We start from the raw sequence: 18,506 nt of genomic DNA on the forward strand, positions 1-18,506 counted from the left end.
CGTCGGGATCGCCGTCATCGCCCTCGCGGCGCTCGCGCTCGGACTGCTGGTCGCGATGACGGCGATCCCGACGCCCGAACTCGTCTGGGACAGCAGCAGCATGGCGAGGGTCGAGAAGATCACGGTGCTCGCGCCGTAGGCGAGCTGGGCGACGGTCGGACGAGGCATGGCAATCGTGTCCTCGGAGGTCTTCGGGTGTCGGGGTGGCCGTTCGACTCTCTCCCCGCCTGCATGCCCGAGCGGGCGCGCCGGTAAGCGTGACCTAACCCACGCCGCCGATGCACGGGGGGCGCACAGGAAGCACGCTCTGTCTAAAGCCGGTGTCAACTCCGCATAGTGCACCGAGCCTTACCGAGTCAAGATCTGTCTTTTCTTCTAAACCTCTAGTCAAATGTCGTCACTTGAACACGCGCTTGTCATGCGCGCACGGACTTCCGAACACGGGAACCCCCTGTCCGCGCGCGGGGCGCGGGGGAGGAACTCAAGTGACCAGCAGATCCTGGACGTTCAGAGCGGCCGCGATCGGTGTCACGATCGCGGCGGCCTCCGCCACGTTCGCCACCTTCGCGGTCGCGGAGGCGAGCACCCGGCAGGCACCGGCCGGCACCGTGCACCGGCACGACCCGGCCCCGGTGCAGCAGAAGTCGCACGACCTCGACGGCCCGCTGAGCAAGACCCAGAAGGCTCAGCGCGAAGAGGCGCTCAACCAGATCATCGCGGGCAAGGCCAGCCCGCAGGAGCGCGGCGGCTCCAAGGTCGTCAAGCTCAAGAGCGGCAAGGGCAAGAGCAAGTACGTCGAGCTCAGCCGCGAGAAGACCGACAAGATCTTCACGATCCTGGTGGAGTTCGGCGACCAGACCGATCCCAAGTTCGGCGGCACCCCCGGGCCGCTGCACAACACGATCGCCGCGCCGGACCGCAAGCAGGACAACTCCACGGCCTGGCAGAAGGACTACAACCAGAAGCACTTCCAGGACCTCTACTTCGGCACCGGCAAGAAGACCGAGTCGCTGAAGAAGTACTACGAGAAGCAGTCCTCGGGCCGCTACTCCGTGGACGGCGAGGTCTCCGACTGGGTCAAGGTCCCCTACAACGAGGCCCGTTACGGCAACGACGCGTGCGGCTCCACCAACTGCACCACCGTGTGGAACGTGGTCAGCGACGGTCTGAACTCCTGGGTCGCCCAGCAGAAGGCGGCCGGCAAGTCCGAGGCCGACATCAAGAAGGACCTCGCCAAGTACGACCAGTGGGACCGTTACGACTACGACGGTGACGGCAACTTCAACGAGCCCGACGGCTACATAGACCACTTCCAGCTGGTGCACGCCGGTGAGGACGAGTCCGCGGGCGGCGGCGCCCAGGGCACGGACGCCATCTGGGCCCACCGCTGGTACGCCTTCGGCACCGACGCCGGCGCCACCGGCCCCGACGCCAACAAGCTCGGCGGCGCGCAGATCGGCGACACCGGCATCTGGGTCGGCGACTACACCATCCAGCCGGAGAACGGCGGACTCGGCGTCTTCGCCCACGAGTACGGCCACGACCTCGGCCTGCCGGACGAGTACGACACCGACGGCGGCGACAACTCCACCGGCTTCTGGACCCTGATGTCCTCCGGTTCCTGGCTGGGCACCGGCAAGGAGTCCATCGGTGACCTGCCCGGCGACATGAACGCCTGGGACAAGCTCCAGCTGGGCTGGCTGAACTACGACACCGCCAAGGCCGGCAAGAAGTCCTCGCACAAGCTGGGCGTCGCCGAGTACAACACCAAGAACAAGCAGGCCCTGGTGGTCAGCCTGCCCGACAAGGCGGTCACCACCGAGATCACCCAGCCCGCGCAGGGTGCCACCCAGTGGTGGAGCGGCAGCGGCAACGACCTGAAGAACACGCTGACCCGGTCCGTCGACCTCACGGGCAAGTCCTCGGCCACCCTGAGCCTGGACGGCTGGTGGGCCATCGAGGACAACTACGACTACCTCTACACCGAGGTGTCCACCGACGGCGGCGCCAACTGGACCGCCCTGGACGGCACCGCGGACGGCCAGGCCATCCCGCGTGACGGCGGCGACAAGCCCGCGCTGACCGGCTTCTCGGAGACCGACAAGAAGCTGTCGTACTCCCTGGACGCCTACGCCGGCCAGAAGATCCAGCTGCGCTTCCGCTACCTCACGGACGGCGGCGTCGCGGAGAACGGCTTCACCGCGGACGAGATCACCGTGACCGCCGACGGCGCCGCGCTCTTCTCGGACGACGCCGAGTCGGCGGACAACGCGTGGACCTCCAGCGGGTTCTCCCGCATCGGGGCGTCCTTCACCAAGGACTACAAGCAGTACTACATCGCCGAGAACCGGCAGTACGTGTCGTACGACACCACGCTCAAGACCGGCCCGTACAACTTCGGTTCGAAGGCACGGCCCGACTGGGTGGAGCACTACCCGTACCAGAACGGCCTGTTGATCTGGAAGTGGGACCTGTCCCAGGCGGACAACAACACCAACGCCAAGGACCACCCGGGCGTCGGCCAGATCCTCCCGATCGACTCGCACCCGACCGCGCTGCGCTGGAGCGACGGCACGCTGATGCGCAACCGGATGCAGGCGTACGACTCCCCGTTCAGCCTGTACCGCACGGACGGCCTCACGCTGCACAACGCGGACGTCGCGACGAAGATCAAGTCCTCCAGGGGCGTCTCGGTCTTCAACGACCACACCAGCACCTACTACGACCCGGCGAACCCGTCCGGTGGCGTGAAGGTAACTGACACCAACACCAAGATCTCGATCGTCCGCGAGGCCAAGGACGGCTCGACGATCTCGGTCAAGGTCGGACCCGCGGTGAAGTAGTCAGCATCTTCGCAGGTCAGACGCGTATCGGCGGCAACCCCCTGGCGGGTTGCCGCCGATCGTGTTTAGGTGCGTTCTGTGACTCGCTTATTGACACCGACCGGAACGGGGATGTGACCGCATGGCCGCTGGAGGCTTCTGCAAACTGCCGAACGGCACGGTCGTCGTCGCGCTGAACCTGCCCGACGACGCCGCCGGCGTACGGGTCCTGGTGCACGCCGGCAACCGCGCCCGCGCCCTGACCCGGCTGCGCAATCTGGGCCTGCGGCCGATCTATCTGCGGGGCAACACCGCGCCTCCGACGCCGGACGAGATCACGGCGGTCCTGCACCACCCCGACGGCCTGATATGGCGTACGGCGCCCGCGGACAACGGTGTCCTGCCGCCGGAGCTATGGCATCCGATCCGGGCGCTGCTGCGCAGGTCAGCGATGGTGCAGTAGCGGATCAGCCGCTCACGACCGGCTTGCCGGCGAGCTCCACGCCCGCCTCCCGCAGCTCCTCCAGGGCCCGCTCCGTCGTCGCCGGGGAGACGCCCGCCGTCAGATCCAGCAGGATCTGGGTGCGAAAGCCCTCCCGGACGGCGTCCAGGGCGGTCGCGCGCACACAGTGGTCCGTGGCGATGCCCACCACGTCGACCTCGTCGATCCCGCGGGCCCGCAGCCAGTCGGCGAGCGGGGTGCCGTTCTCGTCGGCGCCCTCGAAACCGCTGTACGCGGCGGAGTAGGCACCCTTGTCGAACACGGCGTCGATCGCACCGGAGGCGACCGCCGGGGCGAAGTTCGGGTGGAAGCCCACCCCCTCCGTGCCGGCGACGCAGTGCGCCGGCCAGGAACGGACGTAGTCCGGGTCGTCCGCGAAGTGGCCGCCGGGCGCGATGTGGCAGTCCCGGGTGGCCACCACATGCCGGTACCCCGTGCCCCCCGCCTGCCCGATCAGCTCGGTGATCGCGGCGGCGACGTCCGCACCCCCGGCCACCGCGAGGCTGCCCCCCTCGCAGAAGTCGTTCTGCACATCCACGACGATCAACGCGCGACGCATGATGGTGTCCTTCTACTGGTGTGAAGTACCCGAGCCTAGAGAATGACGGGCCCGTAGGGGAGGGGGCGGACGACGGTCCCGCTCTAGCTACCCGAGCGCTCGTGGACGTACTCCGTCGGAAGGACCGGTTCCCCCCGCGACAGCTGCGTCGCGGACAGCGGCAGGTTCGCCCGCGCCGCGATGTGCCGCTCGCGCGCCACGTCCAGCGGCTCGCGCGCCACGACCCGGCCGGCCTCGACCAGCCGTACCAGCAGCTGCCGGTCGGCGAGCTGTGCCGGCACCGCTCCGGTGCCCACGACCTCCGCCTCGGCCACCCCGTCCGCGTCCAGCCGCCGCGCCGCCCACTTGCGGCCCCCGACGGACGCCTTGCCGCCGCTGGACTTCTTCGCGACCGGCACCAGCGGCGCCCCCGGATCCGCGGTCTCGGCGCGCGCGACCAGCTTGTAGACCATGGACGCGGTCGGATGCCCGGAACCGGTGACCAGCTGGGTGCCCACCCCGTACGCGTCCACGGGGGCCGCGGCCAGCGAGGCGATGGCGTACTCGTCCAGGTCCGAGGTGACCACGATCCTGGTCTCCGTCGCGCCCAGCTCGTCCAGCTGCTGGCGGACCCGGTGCGCGACCAGGAGCAGATCGCCGGAGTCGATGCGTACCGCGCCCAGCTCGGGCCCGGCCACCTCCACCGCCGTACGGACCGCCTCGGCGACGTCGTACGTGTCCACCAGCAGCGTGGTGCCGGGGCCGAGGGTGTCCACCTGGGCCCGGAAGGCGTCCCGCTCGTGGTCGTGCAGCAGGGTGAAGGCGTGCGCGGAGGTGCCGACGGTCGGGATGCCGTAGCGGAAGCCGGCCGCGAGGTCGGACGTGGTGGCGAAACCGCCGACGTAGGCGGCGCGCGCGGCGGCGACGGCCGCCAGCTCATGGGTGCGCCGGGCGCCCATCTCGATCAGCGGGCGCTCACCGGCGGCGGAGGCCATCCGGGAGGCGGCGGCCGCGATCGCCGAGTCGTGGTTGAGGATGGAGAGCATCACCGTCTCCAGCAGCACGCACTCGGCGAAGCTGCCCTCCACCCGCAGGATCGGGGAGCCCGGGAAGTACACCTCGCCCTCGGGGTAGCCCCAGATGTCCCCGGTGAACCGGTAGCCGGCGAGCCACGCCAGGGTCTCCTCGTCGACGATCCGCTGCTCGCGCAGAAAGCCGAGCTGGCCCTCGTCGAAGCGGAAGTTCTCCACCGCGTCCAGGACGCGCCCGGTGCCCGCGACCACGCCGTAGCGCCGCCCCTCCGGCAGCCGCCGGGTGAAGACCTCGAACACGCTGCGCCGCTCGGCCGTACCGGCCTTCAGCGCGGCCTGCAACATCGTCAGTTCGTACTGGTCCGTGAAGAGCGCCGTCGAGGGCACATCCACCGGCAGCCCAAGGTCCGCTGTGTTCATGGCGAGGATGGTACCCCCTATTCGTCAGTGTGACGATTTCCGGGCCTCGTGGCAGCATGGGCACTGTGACGTCACCCGCGCCCGTAGAGATCGAACGCACCGAGTCGGCGGAGGATGCCTTCGCCGTACCCGAGCCCGACGTCCCCTGGGTCACCATCGTGCACAACGACCCGGTCAACCTCATGAGCTATGTGACGTACGTCTTCCAGACGTACTTCGGCTACTCCAAGGACAAGGCCAACAAGCTCATGCTCGACGTCCACCACAAGGGCCGGGCGGTCGTCTCCAGCGGAAGCCGCGAGGAGATGGAGCGCGACGTGCAGGCGATGCACGGCTACGGTCTGTGGGCCACCCTCCAGCAGGACCGGAAGTAGCGACCCAAATCCATGCCCGGACAATTCGAACCGCTCCCCGGCGGCGGCGCGGCCGTCGCGCTCGACGATGTCGAGATCTCCATCATCCGCTCGCTGGCCGTCCAGCTCCTGGAGCTGATCGGACCGGGTCCCGGCGGGGACGCCCCCAGCGACCCGCTCGCCGAGCTGTTCGCGGAGGGCCCGAGCGAGCCGCCCGCCGATCCGGTGCTGCACCGGCTCTTCCCGGACGCGTACAGCGACCCGGAGAAGGCCCCGGACTCGCCCGCCCAGGCCGAGGAGCGGCGCGCGCACTCCGCCGAGTTCCGCCGCTTCACGGAGAACGACCTCAGGGCCGGCAAGCGGGAGAACGCCCTCGCGGTGATCCGGGGCCTCGACGCGCTCGCCCCGGTGGAGGGCGGCGCCGTACTGAAGCTGTCGCCCGAGGAGTCCCGGCGCTGGCTCGGCTCGCTCAACGATCTGCGCCTCGCGATCGGCTCCCGTCTGGAGATCGCGGACGACGACGACACCGAGCTGCTCTACCGGCTCCCCGACGAGGACCCGCGCAAGCCGATGGTGATGGCCTATCTCTGGCTGGGCGGCCTCCAGGAGACCCTGGTGTCGACTCTTATGTCGTGATTCCGGCGATCTCGGTGGTTTATGTGTCCGCTCAGCGGACGCTCAAATCCGGATAACGATCCCGTCACCCTTGCGGCCGGGTTTGGTGTATTCACCGGCTCTTTGTCCGCTTTTCCCTGTGAAGCGCGCCACATTCCCGTCCCGCGATCAATATTGCGGTCGTGATAAATCTTCACGACCGCCCGGCGAACACCACCCTTGTCCGCCGGGTGCGCCACCGAGCCGACGACCGTCGGCCAGGCACCAACTCCATCAATCCGGGGGGATTCGAAACCCGGTCCGCGGCCGACGAAAGGCACGGGCCGGAATGGAGAAAGGCGCACCACCATGACCTCAGCGCAGGTCGACCAGCGTCCCGACGGCACGGAGTCCGCGTCGGCGGAGGGCGGCGAGGGCGAGGGTTATCAGCGCGGGCTCGGCTCCCGCCAGATCCAGATGATCGCCATCGGCGGGGCCATCGGCACCGGTCTGTTCCTCGGTGCGGGCAAGGGCATCTCCAAGGCGGGACCCAGCCTCATCCTGGCGTACGCCGTCGCGGGCCTCGTCATCTTCTTCATCATGCGCGCGCTCGGCGAACTGCTGATGTACCGCCCGGTCTCCGGCTCGTTCTCGGAGTACGCGCGCGAGTTCATCGGCCCCTTCGCGGGCTTTGTCACCGGCTGGACGTACTGGCTGTTCTGGGTGGTCACCGGCATCACCGAGGTCACTGCCGCGGCCGCCTATATGACGTACTGGTTCGACATTCCGCAATGGGCCTCGGCGCTGATCTTCACGTTCGTGCTCTACGCCGCCAACCTGATCTCCGTGAAGCTCTTCGGTGAGCTGGAGTTCTGGTTCTCCATGGTCAAGGTGACCGCGATCATCGGCATGATCCTGATCTGCGCGGGCATCCTGACGGTCGGCTTCTCCGACGCGGGCGACACCGCCTCGGTGAGCCACCTGTGGAACCAGGGCGGCTTCTTCCCGCACGGCGTCGGCGGCACCCTGATGACGCTCCAGATGGTCATGTTCGCCTTCCTCGCCGTCGAGCTGGTCGGTGTGACCGCGGGCGAGTCCAAGGACCCCAAGAAGGTGCTGCCCAAGGCGATCAACACCGTGCCGTGGCGGATCGCCGTCTTCTACGTCGGCGCGCTGATCATGATCCTGTCGGTGGTGCCGTGGACCGAGTTCCACCCGGGGGTCAGCCCCTTCGTGGCCGCCTTCCAGAAGATGGGCCTGTCGGTCGGCGCCGGCATCGTCAACTTCGTGGTCCTGACCGCCGCGCTGTCCTCCTGCAACTCCGGCATGTACTCCACCGGCCGCATGCTGCGTGACCTGGCGCTCAACAACCAGGGCCCCAGGCTGTTCACCCGGCTGACCCGCAGCGGTACCCCGCTCGTCGGCACCACGTTCTCCGCCGCGCTGATGCTCGTCGGTGTCTGGATCAACTACCAGTGGCCGGGCAAGGCGTTCGACTACGTCGTCTCCTTCGCGACCATCTCCGGCATGTGGGCGTGGATCGTCATCCTGATCTGCCACATCCGCTACCGGAGGGCCTCCGACCGCGGGCTCCTGCCCCGCTCGGAGTTCCGGGCCCCCGGCGCCCCGTACGCCAGCGTGCTCTCCCTGCTGTTCATCGGCATGGTGATCGTGCTGATGGGCATCGACAAGGACGCCCGGGTCTCGCTGTACTGCGCGCCGCTGTGGGGTGTGATCCTCGGCGTCTCCTACGCGGTGCTCAAGCGCCGCAACCCGGAGGCCGCGGCCTTCGCCAAGCGCTGACGCCATCGCCGGACCCTCACCGGGACGTCCGGCCGCCGGGAGCACTCGTGGCGCCCCCGGCGGCCGCCGCTCAAGGACGTCCAGCATGCGGGCCGCCTCGTACCATCCCTCGGTACGAGGCGGCCCTCTGCTTATCCTGACCCCCATGCTGACCATCACCCAGGCCCTGTACGACCAGATCGTCGCCCATGCCCGCAAGGACCACCCCGACGAGGCGTGCGGCGTCGTCGCGGGCCCGGCCGGTTCGGACCGCCCCGAGCGGTTCATCGCGATGCTGAACGCGGCCATGTCGCCGACCTTCTACGAGTTCGACTCCGGCGATCTGCTCAAGCTCTACCGCGAGCTGGACGACCGCGACGAGGAGCCGGTGGTCATCTACCACTCGCACACCGCGACCGAGGCATACCCCTCGCGCACGGACATCTCGTACGCCAATGAGCCCGGCGCCCACTACGTCCTGGTGTCCACGGCCGACACGGACGGCCTCGGCGACTTCCAGTTCCGATCCTTCCGGATCGTGGACGCAGAGGTCACCGAGGAGGAGGTCAGGGTCGTCAAAACCTACTGATCTCAGCATCCGACCGGGATCCGTCCGCCAGCTGGGATCACATTCCGGTCCGCTGACCGGGAATCGATACGATGAGCCCATGGTTACGACTGTGGTGTGCGCCCTGGGCTTCTGACGGTGGCGTGCCCCTCGGCTGACGTACCGAGCCCGCAGCCCCCGAAGACCCTTCCGACAGGAGCCCGCAACCATGGCCATCGAGGTCCGCATCCCGACCATCCTCCGCACGTACACCGACGGCCAGAAGGCCGTGGAGGGCAGCGGGAACACCCTCGCCGAGCTGTTCACCGACCTGGAGAGCCGGCACGCGGGCATCCAGGCCCGCATCGTGGACGGCGACCAGCTGCGCCGGTTCGTCAACGTCTATCTGAACGACGAGGACGTCCGCTTCCTGGACGGCATCAACACCAAGCTGTCGGACGGCGACAGCGTGACGATCCTGCCGGCCGTCGCCGGCGGCATGCGCTGATCGGTCGCTGAACAGCATGCGCTACGACTCCCCGCTGGCCGCGGTGGGCAACACCCCCCTGGTGCGCCTGCCGCGGCTGTCGCCGTCCCCCGAGGTCCGGATCTGGGCGAAGCTGGAGGACCGCAACCCCACCGGCTCGGTCAAAGACCGGCCCGCCCTGCACATGATCGAGCAGGCCGAGAAGGACGGCCGGCTCACCCCCGGCTGCACCATCCTGGAGCCGACCTCCGGCAACACCGGCATCTCGCTGGCCATGGCGGCCAAGCTCAAGGGGTACCGGATGGTGTGCGTGATGCCGGAGAACACCTCCCAGGAGCGCCGGGACCTGCTCGGCATGTGGGGCGCGGAGATCATCTCCTCGCCGGCCGCGGGCGGCTCCAACACTGCGGTGCGGGTGGCCAAGGAGCTGTCGGCCGAGCACCCGGACTGGGTGATGCTCTACCAGTACGGCAACCCGGACAACGCGGGCGCGCACTACGCCACGACGGGTCCGGAGATCCTCGCCGACCTGCCCTCGATCACCCACTTCGTCGCGGGCCTCGGCACCACGGGCACCCTGATGGGCGTGGGCCGCTATCTCCGCGAGCACAAGCCGGACGTCAGGATCGTGGCCGCCGAGCCGCGCTACGACGACCTGGTCTACGGCCTGCGCAACCTGGACGAGGGCTTCGTGCCCGAGCTGTACGACGCCTCGGTCCTCACCACCCGCTTCTCGGTGGGCTCCGCCGACGCGGTCACCCGCACCCGTGAACTCCTCCAGCAGGAGGGCATCTTCGCGGGCATCTCCACGGGCGCGGCCCTGCACGCCGCGATCGGTGTCGGCAACAAGGCGGTGAAGGCGGGCGAGTCCGCCGACATCGTCTTCATCGTGGCCGACGGCGGCTGGAAGTACCTCTCCACGGGCGTCTACACGGCCACCACCACGGAAGCCGCCATCGACACCCTTCAGGGCCAGCTCTGGGCGTAGGTCCCCGGGCGCGGGTTTCGGCCGCGTTACGTCTCAAGTGATCACCAGCCCCCTCTCACGAGGGGGCTAAGCCGTTCCTATGGGGAAGCAAAGAAATCCTTCTGGCACTGCCCGGTGGTCGGTGTCCGGGGCTAGGTTCCTCCCGCACCCTGTCATGTCACGTTCAGCGGCATGGAGAGTGTCTGAGATGTCATGCTCATGACTGCGTGGTCGCCGCTACGCGCGTCACGGGCTGCCAACCAGTGCGAGAAACCCCACTTCCCGATGGAGGCAGTACCCACATGCGTGAGTCACGCCCGAGCGGGCGAACCCGAAGTGCGCGAAGACTTCTGGCCGTCGCCTTTCCCGCTCTCTCCCTGACCGTCGCCGGATTCGCCGCCGCGCCGACGGCCGGCGCGGCCCAGCCCGCCGTCGCGGCCCACCCGGCGACCAGCAAGGTCACCACGAACAACAAGGCGCTGACCGACCCCAAGCGCCAGACGTTCCACTCGACCGGCAAGGCCGGCCAGAAGGTGCCCACGACCCACGTGTGCGCCTCCGACCACACGCCGGGCCATGTGTCCTGCTTCGCCCAGCGGCGCACGGACATCAAGAGCAAGCTGGCCGCGGCGATCTCGCCCAACGCCACGCCCTCCGGCCTCTCCCCGGCCAACCTGCACAGCGCCTACAACCTGCCCACCGCGGCCGGTTCGGGCATGACCGTGGGCATCGTCGACGCCTACAACGACCCCAACGCCGAGTCGGACCTGGCCACGTACAGGTCCCAGTACGGCCTCTCCGCCTGCACCAAGGCCAACGGCTGCTTCAAGCAGGTCAGCCAGACCGGTTCCACCACCTCGCTGCCGACCAACGACAGCGGCTGGGCCGGCGAAGAGATGCTCGACATCGACATGGTCAGCGCGGTCTGCCCGAACTGCAACATCATCCTGGTCGAGGCCAACTCGGCCACCGACGCGGACCTGGGCGCCGCCGAGAACGAGGCCGTCGCGCTCGGCGCCAAGTTCGTCTCCAACAGCTGGGGCGGCTCCGAGGACTCCTCGCAGACCAGCGAGGACACCCAGTACTTCAAGCACCCGGGCGTCGCGATCACCGTCTCCGCCGGTGACGAGGGCTACGGTGCCGAGTACCCGGCGACCTCGCAGTACGTGACCGCCGTCGGCGGCACCGCCCTCAAGACCGCCTCCAACTCCCGCGGTTGGAGCGAGTCGGTGTGGAACACCAGCTCCACCGAGGGCACCGGCTCCGGCTGCTCGGCGTACGACGCCAAGCCGAGCTGGCAGACCGACACGGGCTGCTCCAAGCGCATGGAGTCCGACGTCTCCGCGGTCGCCGACCCGGCCACCGGCGTGGCGGTCTACGACACCTACAGCGGCGGCTGGGCGGTCTACGGCGGCACCAGCGCCTCCTCGCCGATCATCGCCAGCGTCTACGCGCTCGCGGGCACCCCGGGCTCCAGTGACTACCCGGCGAAGTACCCCTACAGCCACACCAGCAACCTGAACGACGTGACGAGCGGCTCCAACGGCTCCTGCTCCACGGCGTACTACTGCAAGGCGCAGACCGGCTACGACGGTCCGACCGGCTGGGGCACCCCGAACGGCACCGCCGCCTTCACCTCGGGTGGCAGCACCGGTGGCAACACCGTCTCCGTCACCAACCCGGGCAGCCAGTCCACCACGACCGGCAGCTCCGTCAGCCTCTCCGTGAAGGCTTCCGACAGCGCGGGCGCGGCCCTGACCTACAGCGCCTCCGGCCTGCCGACCGGCCTGTCGATCAACAGCTCCACCGGCGTGATCTCCGGTACCGCCTCCACCGCGGGCACCTACCAGGTCACCGTCACCGCGACCGACTCCACCGGCGCCACCGGCTCCGCCTCCTTCACCTGGACCGTGAGCACCAGCGGCGGTGGCGGCGGCTGCACCTCGACGCAGCTGCTCGCCAACCCGGGCTTCGAGTCGGGCAACACCGGCTGGACTGCCTCCAGCGGCGTCATCACCACCGACTCCGGCGAGGCCGCGCACTCCGGCTCGTACAAGGCGTGGCTGGACGGCTACGGCACCTCGCACACCGACACCGTGTCCCAGTCGGTGACGATCCCCGCGGGCTGCAAGGCGACCCTGTCCTTCTACCTGCACATCGACTCCGCCGAGACCACCAGCAGCACCGCGTACGACAAGCTGACGGTCACCGCCGGTTCGACCACCCTGGCCTCGTACTCGAACCTGAACAAGGCCTCGGGCTACGCCCAGAAGACCTTCGACCTGTCCTCGCTGGCGGGCCAGACGGTCACCCTGAAGTTCAACGGCGTGGAGGACTCCTCGCTCCAGACCAGCTTCGTCGTGGACGACACGTCCCTGACCACCAGCTGATCATCCGCACCGCCCGAACCACCTGAACCACCCTGTGATCCCGCACGCGGAACTCCGCGTGCGGGATCCGTTCGTTGGCCGGTACTTTGCCTAGTGGCGGGATCCGTTCGCGGCCGCGGTACGTCCCATCCGTACCAGGCGGGCCAACCGGCGGCCCCGCAGAAAGGCGGTCCCCCCATGCGCCGTACGACACTTCTCGCCCTCGCGGCCACCCCCCTGCTCCTCGTGGGCTGCGGCACCCACACCAGCTCCACCGGCAGCGCAAAGGTCTCCCCGGTCCCCGGGGGCCCGGTGTGCCGGGGCGAGGTCCGGCTGACGGCCGCCGACAGCGGTCGTACCGTCTGCGTGGCCAAGGGCGGAGAGGTACGGCTGAGCCTCGGCGGTACGAAGGAGCGCCCCTGGAAGCCGGTCACGGTCACCGGCGGCGCCCTCAAGGCGATCAACTCCGGCCTCGTCATCCGGCCGGGCAACGCCGAGGCCGCCTACCACGCGAGCGCGTCCGGCACCGGGAAGCTGACGTCCTCCCGCCCCATGTGCGCGACCACCCCCGGCCAGATGTCCTGCAAGGGCATCCAGGAGTGGACGGTCACCGTGACGGTGAAGAGCGGCTGACCCGGTTCTGACCGGCTCTAGCGGGCGAGGTGGCGCACCTGGTCCCACAGGACCGGGTCGACCACCCCCACCCGGCGGCGGAAGTCGCCGACCGGCACCTCGCGCAGCTCGTCGGTCTGGAGGAAGCTCGGGCGGCCCCGCGCGTCGCCCACCGCGCCGGGCGGCAGCGGGATCACCCCGGCGCGCTCGTCGTGGTACTTGGTGGTGATCTTCGCGACCGTCGCCCGGTCCCCGCGCACGGCCAGCACCAGACAGGGCCGGTCCCTCATCTCGGCCCGGTCCTCGTACGGCACATTCGCCCACCAGATGTCACCCGGCACCGGGCGCCCGCCGCGGGGCGTCGCGGCATGCCGCTGCCTGGTGCCCGCCCGGCCCGGTGGCCGCAGCCGCCGCCCGGCGGGCCGGCGCCCGCGGCCCCAGCCGTCGACGACCGTGGCCACCAGCGCGAGCAGCACCACCGCGGCGAGCGCCAGCCACCAGGACGTGTCCATACGACGACGTTACCGGCGCGCGGCGCGGGACGCGCGCCCTTGGACGGATCCCGTGCGCCCCGGGGTCCAGCCGAACCGGTGACAGCACAGGTGAGTTCGCCCACAACGGCCCCTGGCAGAGGAGCGGCCCGCGCCCGGGCGCCGTACGCTCGACGGACCGCACGACCCCCGTCAGCCCTTTTCCGAGGTTCCTCGGCCCTGTGAGGACCCTCGACCCACCTGTCTTCGCCTACGGAGGTTTCTGCTTCATGAAGCTCACCGTCGTCGGCTGCTCGGGGTCGTTCCCGTCCGCGGAATCGGCCTGCTCGAGCTACCTCGTCGAGGCCGACGGCTTCCGGCTGCTTCTCGACATGGGCAACGGCGCCCTGGGCGAGTTGCAGCGCCACTGCGGTCTCTACGACCTCGACGCGATCTTCCTCAGCCATCTGCACGCCGATCACTGCATCGACATGCTCGGGTACTTCGTCGCACGCTACTACCGCCACGACGGCGGCCGCTGCGAGGCACTGCCGGTCTACGGCCCCGAGCGCACCGAGCACCGTCTGACCACGGCGCACGGCGACACGCCTGCCGCCTCCTCGATGAGCGAGGTCTTCGACTTCCGTACCGTCAAGCCGGCCACGTTCGAGATCGGCCCCTTCACGGTGCACACCGACCGGGTCCGCCACCCCGTGGAGGCGTTCGGGATCCGGATCGAGCACGGGGGCAGATCCCTCACGTACTCCGGGGACACCGGGGTCACCCCCGTACTGGACGAGCTGGCCCGGGACACCGACCTGTTCCTGTGCGAGGCCGCGTTCACGTACGGCAAGGAGGACATCCCCGATCTCCACCTCAACGGCCGCGAGGCCGGCGAAACCGCCACCCGCGCCGCCGCCCGCCGCCTGGTCCTGACCCACATCGCCCCCTGGACCGACCCGGAGGCCAACCTCCGCGACGCCCGCGAGGCCTTCCCGGGCCCGGTCGAACTGGCGGCCAGGGGCGCGGTGTACGAGATCTGAGGGACGGTACGACAGGCCGAGGGCCCCGGAACCTGGACGGTTCCGGGGCCTGGTCGATTCGGAGGGCTCCGACCGGGGCGGGGTCAGATCGCGTCCCGCTCCCGTGCCTCGGCCAGTACTCGGGCGAGCATCTCGAAATCCTCGGCCACGCTCCGGCCGGCATCGCGTGCGTCCGCCTTCCGGTAGGCGGGCAGCACCGCCTCGTAGCGGCCACTGGCGAGCGCGAGCGTCGACTGCAGCGCGAACAGCCGTCCCATGAGATGCCGGTTCGACGGATCCTCGGCCGACTCGACCGCCGTGACGCCGTCCACCAGCACGGACAGCCTGCCCAGGAGCCTGCCGGCCTCCATGAGGGTGCGGTAGTACGTGGCCTCCACCATCCGTCCGGCCCGCGCCAGCAGGTCCGTGTACGTGCGCAGGGCGTCCGCGTCGCCGAGCCGGACGGCCAGCTCGCACAGCAGGCTCCAGGAATCGACGGTGCGCTCGGTCCGGTAGCCGGGCTCCTCCGGTGCCGCGTCCGCGGTCGCGGCGGCCAGCATCGTGAAGGCCGAGCGCGCCTCCTGCTCGGACATCGACGGACCGAGCCCGTCGCGCACCTCGTAGTAGACCCACTTGGGATTGTCCGGCTCCTCGGCGCGGCCCAGCCGGTCCAGGGCGACGTACCGCTCGCGCTTCCCCTTCCTCTCGACCACCTCGGGGAGGTACCCGGAATGGTCGAAGCGGACATCGACCTGCACCCGCGGCGGCGCGAGGCCGTCCTCGGTGTAGGGGTGCTCGTGGACCCGGCCCCGGAACCGGAAGGGGCCGTCCGCCCGCAGCCACCGCTGGGTGCTGGTGTACACCGGTCCGCCGATGTCGGCGATGACCGGGGAGACGACGAAGTCGTGCCCGGGCAGCAGATGGTCGAGCAGGGACAGGGCGCGGCGCAGCCTGCCCGTGTGCGCGGGCACCAGGACCTCGTCGGCGTCCACATGGCACAGCCAGCCCTCGGCGGCCTCTTCGAAGGCGAGATTGCGCTGGTGGGAGAAGTCGTCCGCCCATGGCGCGGACAGCACCCGGGTGCCGGGGCGGGCGCGCAGTGCCTGCTCGACGGTGCCGTCCGTGGACCCGGAGTCGATCAGCAGGCAGTCGTCGATGTCGTCGGACAGCGCGGTCAGACACGTGGCGATGGAGTCTTCCTCGTCCGCGGTGAGCACCACCGCGGTCACGGGACGGGGACGGCAGGAGGCGTACCCCGCCGCGAGGGCCGCGGGGTCCGAGGACGGCAGCTCGGCGTCGGCGAGGTCCTGCGACGCGGAGGTGATCAGCGCCAGGTCGATGGCCAGGGCGGAGACGGGGAGGGCGCCGGGTACACGGCGGAGATCGAGCAGGTCGGAGAACTTCATCGCGGAAGGGGGCTTTCGGTGCGCGGGCCGGTCGGGAGGGCGAAGGACAGCTCCAGGTCGAACGCGATGTCCTGGAGGTGCCCGTGGGACACCATGATCTTGGTGCCCGGGACGTGACGGAGTTCCGCCCAGATCCGGGCGGAGGTGTCCCGGTCGATACCGCTGAAGGTCTCGTCGAACAGATAGACCTGCGGGGCGTGCAGCACGGCGCGGGCGATCGACAGGCGCTGGATCTGTCCGCGTGACAGTCCCGCGCCGGTCTCCCGTACCGGCTCGTCGAGCCCTTCCGGGAGGGTGTTGAGGACCTCCTGGAAGCAGGCGATGCGGCAGGCCCGCAGGATGTCGGCCGTGCTGTGCGGGGCGCCGAGGGTGAGGTTCTCGCGCAGGGAGGCGGTCAGCAGGACGGGGTTCTCGGGCACGTAGAGGACATGGCGCGGCAGTTCCTCGGCGGTGATCCGCGCGATCTCGGCCCCGCCCAGGGTGGCGCTGCCCGTGTAGTCGTGATGCACGCCCGCCAGCAGCGCGAGGAACGTGCTCTTGCCCGAGCCGTTGCCGCCCCGCAGGAGCATGGTCGTGCCGAACGGGATGACGAGGTCGACTCCGGTGAGCGTGTCGTACCGGGCTCCCGGGTGACGGAAGCGCAGGGACCGGACCGAGATGTCGGCCGGTCCCACGGGGCGCTCGGCCTGAGCGGCCGTCAGTGCGAGCCGGGCGTCGTCCTGCTGGAGCACCACGTCCCGGTAGCGGTTGAGGGCCGCGGCGGTGCGCTGGGCCGTGACCTGGAGAGAGGCGACGGAGTCCATGGCGCCCAGGAAGTAGCCGGCCATCGTCAGGAAGCCGAAGACCTCGCCGACCGTGAGCGAGCCGGACAGCATCCGGACCAGCCCGGCCCAGGCCGCCACCACCGTGAAGACGGTCTGGCAGGCCGTCTTGATCACGGAATTGATGTTCTCCAGCCGGCCCAGCCGGGTTTCCGACTCGATCCGGCGTTCCAAGGTGCGGCTCATCCGCGCGAAGGCGTATTCGCGCTTTCCATAGCCGGTCAACTCCGTATGCCCGCGAAGGGAGTTGAGCGTTTCGGATTTCAGTGTGGCGTCCCGCTGGAGAGCCTCCTCGGCGGCGTTCCTGATGTGCGGGTACAGCAGCATCGAGCTGAGCACGTTGATGGCCGCGGGCGGAATCAGGAGGAGGAAGAGCACGGGGTCGGTCGCCAGCAGATATCCGCCGACCGAGAGGACGACGCAGAGGTCGATGGCGGCCCGGACGGAGGCGGCCGTGACCAGAGCCTGGATTTCCTGCACATCGTCGATCCGGCTCACCAGGTCGCCGGCTCTGCGACCCTTGAAGTAATCGGCGGGCAGACGTAGAAGTTTGTGGAGATAGCGTTCCGAGAACTGTCGTTGCAGTGATTGGCTGAGCGCCACGATGACGCGGCCCCGTGCGTACTGGATCCCGGCCGCCGCCAGGGCGATCCCGATGAATTCGGCGGACATCACCGCCAGCGCCCGCCGGGAGCCGTCCCGCAGGACTCGGTCGACGGCCAGCTGGACGAATAGGCTGTTGAGCAGGGCGACCAGGGCTACGACGGCGGTCGCGGCGAGGACGAGCAGAAGGCGTCCCCGGTGACCGCGGACGGCCCCCCACACCAGGCTCTGCCGGGAGCGGGAGCGGATCCTGGCGCCCAGGGGCAGCCGTGCGCTCGGCCGGTCGGTGACCAGCGCCTCTCCGTGGAACACCGCGGCCAGCATCTCGGGTGCCAGCCGGATCGGACGGTGCAGCAGCGGGTCGCCCACGATGAAGTCGCCGCTGTCGGTGGCCTCGTGGACGACGACGAAGTGCCGGTGGCCGTCCTCCGCCAACAGGATGATCGCCGGTCCGGCGATCCGTACGGCCTCGCGCAGCTGGTCGATGTCCAACCGGAGGAGTTCGCTGTCTACGCCGTAACCCCGCAGGACCTCCCGCAGCCTGAGCAGATGGGAGCCGCGCTCACCCAGGCCCGTCGACTCGCGCAGGATCGCCGCGTCGACCACGATTCCGTGCCGCATGAGGACGGCCCGCAGGCAGGCCGGCCCGCAGTCGGTGTCCCCCGACTGATGGGTGTGGTATCTCTGCCACTTCACTGAAGAACTCCTGGCCGGGGAAAGAGCGCGCCCGCCTCGGGACGAGGCGGGCGCGGCTTCGCACTACAGCTTGTCGCAGCCCATCGACTTCCAGAGCTTGTAGTAGTCCCCGTAGCTGCACGACATCGGGTTGCCGATCTGGGCGAAGATCCACTCGCACTGGGCGCGGCTCGGCTTCTTGCCCTCGCCGGAGGCGGCGGCGGCCTCATCGTCGGTGAGCGCGGCGAACTTCAGGTCACGCAGAGCTTGAAGGCTCATATTTTCCCCATCGGTTGTCGGTCACGGCCGTGTTCGGCCTGGTCAAAACCCTAGGCATCGAATTCCGGAACGATCAAGGGAGTTGGATCGGTGAGCATGATCACTGGATCTTCGGGGCCGGGAATTCCGTCTGACGAAGAAGGGGGAAACGGGCGGCAACCCATATGCGGGTACGCCGAATTCCCCGGCCTGTCGACAGGCCGGGG

17 protein-coding genes are annotated in these 18,506 nt (G+C 69.4%); 11 read left to right on the forward strand and 6 right to left on the reverse strand.

The genetic code is table 11. From position 1 onward, the window contains the following. Positions 1-485: 485 nt before the first annotated feature. On the forward strand, positions 486-2,843 hold the full coding sequence (locus tag CCN72_RS19025; RefSeq protein WP_086808561.1) for an immune inhibitor A domain-containing protein: 2,358 nt from the start codon (positions 486-488) through the stop codon (positions 2,841-2,843). Between the two features lie 121 nt (positions 2,844-2,964). Further along, positions 2,965-3,285: a hypothetical protein gene (locus tag CCN72_RS19030; protein ID WP_085564957.1), complete on the forward strand. Its 321-nt coding sequence runs from the start codon at positions 2,965-2,967 to the stop codon at positions 3,283-3,285. A 4-nt stretch (positions 3,286-3,289) separates the two neighbouring features. Here the strand turns inward: CCN72_RS19030 and CCN72_RS19035 are convergent, their stop codons facing one another. Both CCN72_RS19035 and CCN72_RS19040 read right to left on the reverse strand, forming a co-directional pair. Next, positions 3,290-3,883 carry a nicotinamidase gene (locus CCN72_RS19035; protein WP_086808562.1) on the reverse strand — a complete coding sequence of 198 codons (594 nt, stop codon included), beginning with the start codon at positions 3,881-3,883 and terminating at the stop codon, positions 3,290-3,292. A gap of 83 nt (positions 3,884-3,966) precedes the next feature. Further along, entirely contained in the window at positions 3,967-5,313 is a 1,347-nt protein-coding gene (locus CCN72_RS19040; RefSeq protein ID WP_086808563.1) for a nicotinate phosphoribosyltransferase, read from the reverse strand. A gap of 56 nt (positions 5,314-5,369) precedes the next feature. Between CCN72_RS19040 and clpS the strand changes: the two genes are divergently transcribed. The 8 genes from clpS to CCN72_RS19080 all read left to right on the forward strand — a co-directional run bounded on the left by clpS (position 5,370) and on the right by CCN72_RS19080 (position 13,045). Then, positions 5,370-5,687 carry an ATP-dependent Clp protease adapter ClpS gene (clpS, locus tag CCN72_RS19045; RefSeq protein ID WP_086808564.1) on the forward strand — a complete coding sequence of 106 codons (318 nt, stop codon included), beginning with the start codon at positions 5,370-5,372 and terminating at the stop codon, positions 5,685-5,687. A gap of 12 nt (positions 5,688-5,699) precedes the next feature. Then, entirely contained in the window at positions 5,700-6,302 is a 603-nt protein-coding gene (locus CCN72_RS19050; protein ID WP_085564955.1) for a DUF2017 domain-containing protein, read from the forward strand. Between the two features lie 327 nt (positions 6,303-6,629). Further along, positions 6,630-8,063: an amino acid permease gene (locus tag CCN72_RS19055; RefSeq protein WP_086808565.1), complete on the forward strand. Its 1,434-nt coding sequence runs from the start codon at positions 6,630-6,632 to the stop codon at positions 8,061-8,063. Between the two features lie 145 nt (positions 8,064-8,208). Then, positions 8,209-8,631 carry a M67 family metallopeptidase gene (locus CCN72_RS19060; RefSeq protein WP_086808574.1) on the forward strand — a complete coding sequence of 141 codons (423 nt, stop codon included), beginning with the start codon at positions 8,209-8,211 and terminating at the stop codon, positions 8,629-8,631. Between the two features lie 187 nt (positions 8,632-8,818). Continuing rightward, on the forward strand, positions 8,819-9,097 hold the full coding sequence (locus CCN72_RS19065; protein ID WP_086808566.1) for a MoaD/ThiS family protein: 279 nt from the start codon (positions 8,819-8,821) through the stop codon (positions 9,095-9,097). Positions 9,098-9,113: 16 nt separating this feature from the next. Further along, complete coding sequence (locus CCN72_RS19070; protein WP_085564951.1) at positions 9,114-10,064, forward strand: PLP-dependent cysteine synthase family protein; 951 nt, start codon at positions 9,114-9,116, stop codon at positions 10,062-10,064. Between the two features lie 281 nt (positions 10,065-10,345). Continuing rightward, entirely contained in the window at positions 10,346-12,433 is a 2,088-nt protein-coding gene (locus tag CCN72_RS19075) for a putative Ig domain-containing protein (RefSeq protein WP_086808567.1), read from the forward strand. A gap of 177 nt (positions 12,434-12,610) precedes the next feature. Beyond that, positions 12,611-13,045 (forward strand): hypothetical protein, encoded by a 435-nt coding sequence (locus CCN72_RS19080; protein WP_086808568.1) that lies wholly within the window; start codon positions 12,611-12,613, stop codon positions 13,043-13,045. A gap of 17 nt (positions 13,046-13,062) precedes the next feature. Here the strand turns inward: CCN72_RS19080 and CCN72_RS19085 are convergent, their stop codons facing one another. Continuing rightward, positions 13,063-13,536, reverse strand: a complete 474-nt coding sequence (locus CCN72_RS19085; RefSeq protein WP_086808569.1) for a type II toxin-antitoxin system PemK/MazF family toxin — start codon at positions 13,534-13,536, stop codon at positions 13,063-13,065. Positions 13,537-13,784: 248 nt separating this feature from the next. Between CCN72_RS19085 and CCN72_RS19090 the strand changes: the two genes are divergently transcribed. Further along, positions 13,785-14,537: an MBL fold metallo-hydrolase gene (locus CCN72_RS19090; RefSeq protein ID WP_086808570.1), complete on the forward strand. Its 753-nt coding sequence runs from the start codon at positions 13,785-13,787 to the stop codon at positions 14,535-14,537. A gap of 83 nt (positions 14,538-14,620) precedes the next feature. Here CCN72_RS19090 and CCN72_RS19095 read toward each other — a convergent pair whose 3' ends face one another. The 3 genes from CCN72_RS19095 to CCN72_RS19105 form a co-directional block, all read right to left on the reverse strand. Beyond that, complete coding sequence (locus tag CCN72_RS19095) at positions 14,621-15,922, reverse strand: glycosyltransferase (RefSeq protein WP_086808571.1); 1,302 nt, start codon at positions 15,920-15,922, stop codon at positions 14,621-14,623. Continuing rightward, a complete protein-coding gene (locus CCN72_RS19100; RefSeq protein ID WP_086808572.1) occupies positions 15,919-18,042 on the reverse strand; it encodes a peptidase domain-containing ABC transporter in 2,124 nt (707 codons plus the stop codon). Before CCN72_RS19100 ends, CCN72_RS19095 begins: the two co-directional genes overlap by 4 nt. Positions 18,043-18,105: 63 nt before the next feature. Next, positions 18,106-18,300: a hypothetical protein gene (locus CCN72_RS19105; RefSeq protein ID WP_086808573.1), complete on the reverse strand. Its 195-nt coding sequence runs from the start codon at positions 18,298-18,300 to the stop codon at positions 18,106-18,108. Between the last annotated feature and the right edge of the window lie 206 nt (positions 18,301-18,506).

It is taken from the genome of Streptomyces murinus, assembly GCF_002154555.1.
Taxonomy (GTDB): Bacteria; Actinomycetota; Actinomycetes; order Streptomycetales; family Streptomycetaceae; genus Streptomyces; species Streptomyces murinus.

Bases quoted from the DNA above. Each gene is read 5' to 3' on its own strand.
- CCN72_RS19030 (WP_085564957.1), top strand. From the start codon at position 2,965: ATGGCCGCTGGAGGCTTCTGCAAACTGCCGAACGGCACGGTCGTCGTC.
- CCN72_RS19035 (WP_086808562.1), bottom strand. From the start codon at position 3,883: ATGCGTCGCGCGTTGATCGTCGTGGATGTGCAGAACGACTTCTGCGAG.
- CCN72_RS19040 (WP_086808563.1), bottom strand. From the start codon at position 5,313: ATGAACACAGCGGACCTTGGGCTGCCGGTGGATGTGCCCTCGACGGCG.
- clpS (WP_086808564.1), top strand. From the start codon at position 5,370: ATGGGCACTGTGACGTCACCCGCGCCCGTAGAGATCGAACGCACCGAG.
- CCN72_RS19050 (WP_085564955.1), top strand. From the start codon at position 5,700: ATGCCCGGACAATTCGAACCGCTCCCCGGCGGCGGCGCGGCCGTCGCG.
- CCN72_RS19055 (WP_086808565.1), top strand. From the start codon at position 6,630: ATGACCTCAGCGCAGGTCGACCAGCGTCCCGACGGCACGGAGTCCGCG.
- CCN72_RS19060 (WP_086808574.1), top strand. From the start codon at position 8,209: ATGCTGACCATCACCCAGGCCCTGTACGACCAGATCGTCGCCCATGCC.
- CCN72_RS19065 (WP_086808566.1), top strand. From the start codon at position 8,819: ATGGCCATCGAGGTCCGCATCCCGACCATCCTCCGCACGTACACCGAC.
- CCN72_RS19070 (WP_085564951.1), top strand. From the start codon at position 9,114: ATGCGCTACGACTCCCCGCTGGCCGCGGTGGGCAACACCCCCCTGGTG.
- CCN72_RS19075 (WP_086808567.1), top strand. From the start codon at position 10,346: ATGCGTGAGTCACGCCCGAGCGGGCGAACCCGAAGTGCGCGAAGACTT.
- CCN72_RS19080 (WP_086808568.1), top strand. From the start codon at position 12,611: ATGCGCCGTACGACACTTCTCGCCCTCGCGGCCACCCCCCTGCTCCTC.
- CCN72_RS19085 (WP_086808569.1), bottom strand. From the start codon at position 13,536: ATGGACACGTCCTGGTGGCTGGCGCTCGCCGCGGTGGTGCTGCTCGCG.
- CCN72_RS19090 (WP_086808570.1), top strand. From the start codon at position 13,785: ATGAAGCTCACCGTCGTCGGCTGCTCGGGGTCGTTCCCGTCCGCGGAA.
- CCN72_RS19095 (WP_086808571.1), bottom strand. From the start codon at position 15,922: ATGAAGTTCTCCGACCTGCTCGATCTCCGCCGTGTACCCGGCGCCCTC.
- CCN72_RS19105 (WP_086808573.1), bottom strand. From the start codon at position 18,300: ATGAGCCTTCAAGCTCTGCGTGACCTGAAGTTCGCCGCGCTCACCGAC.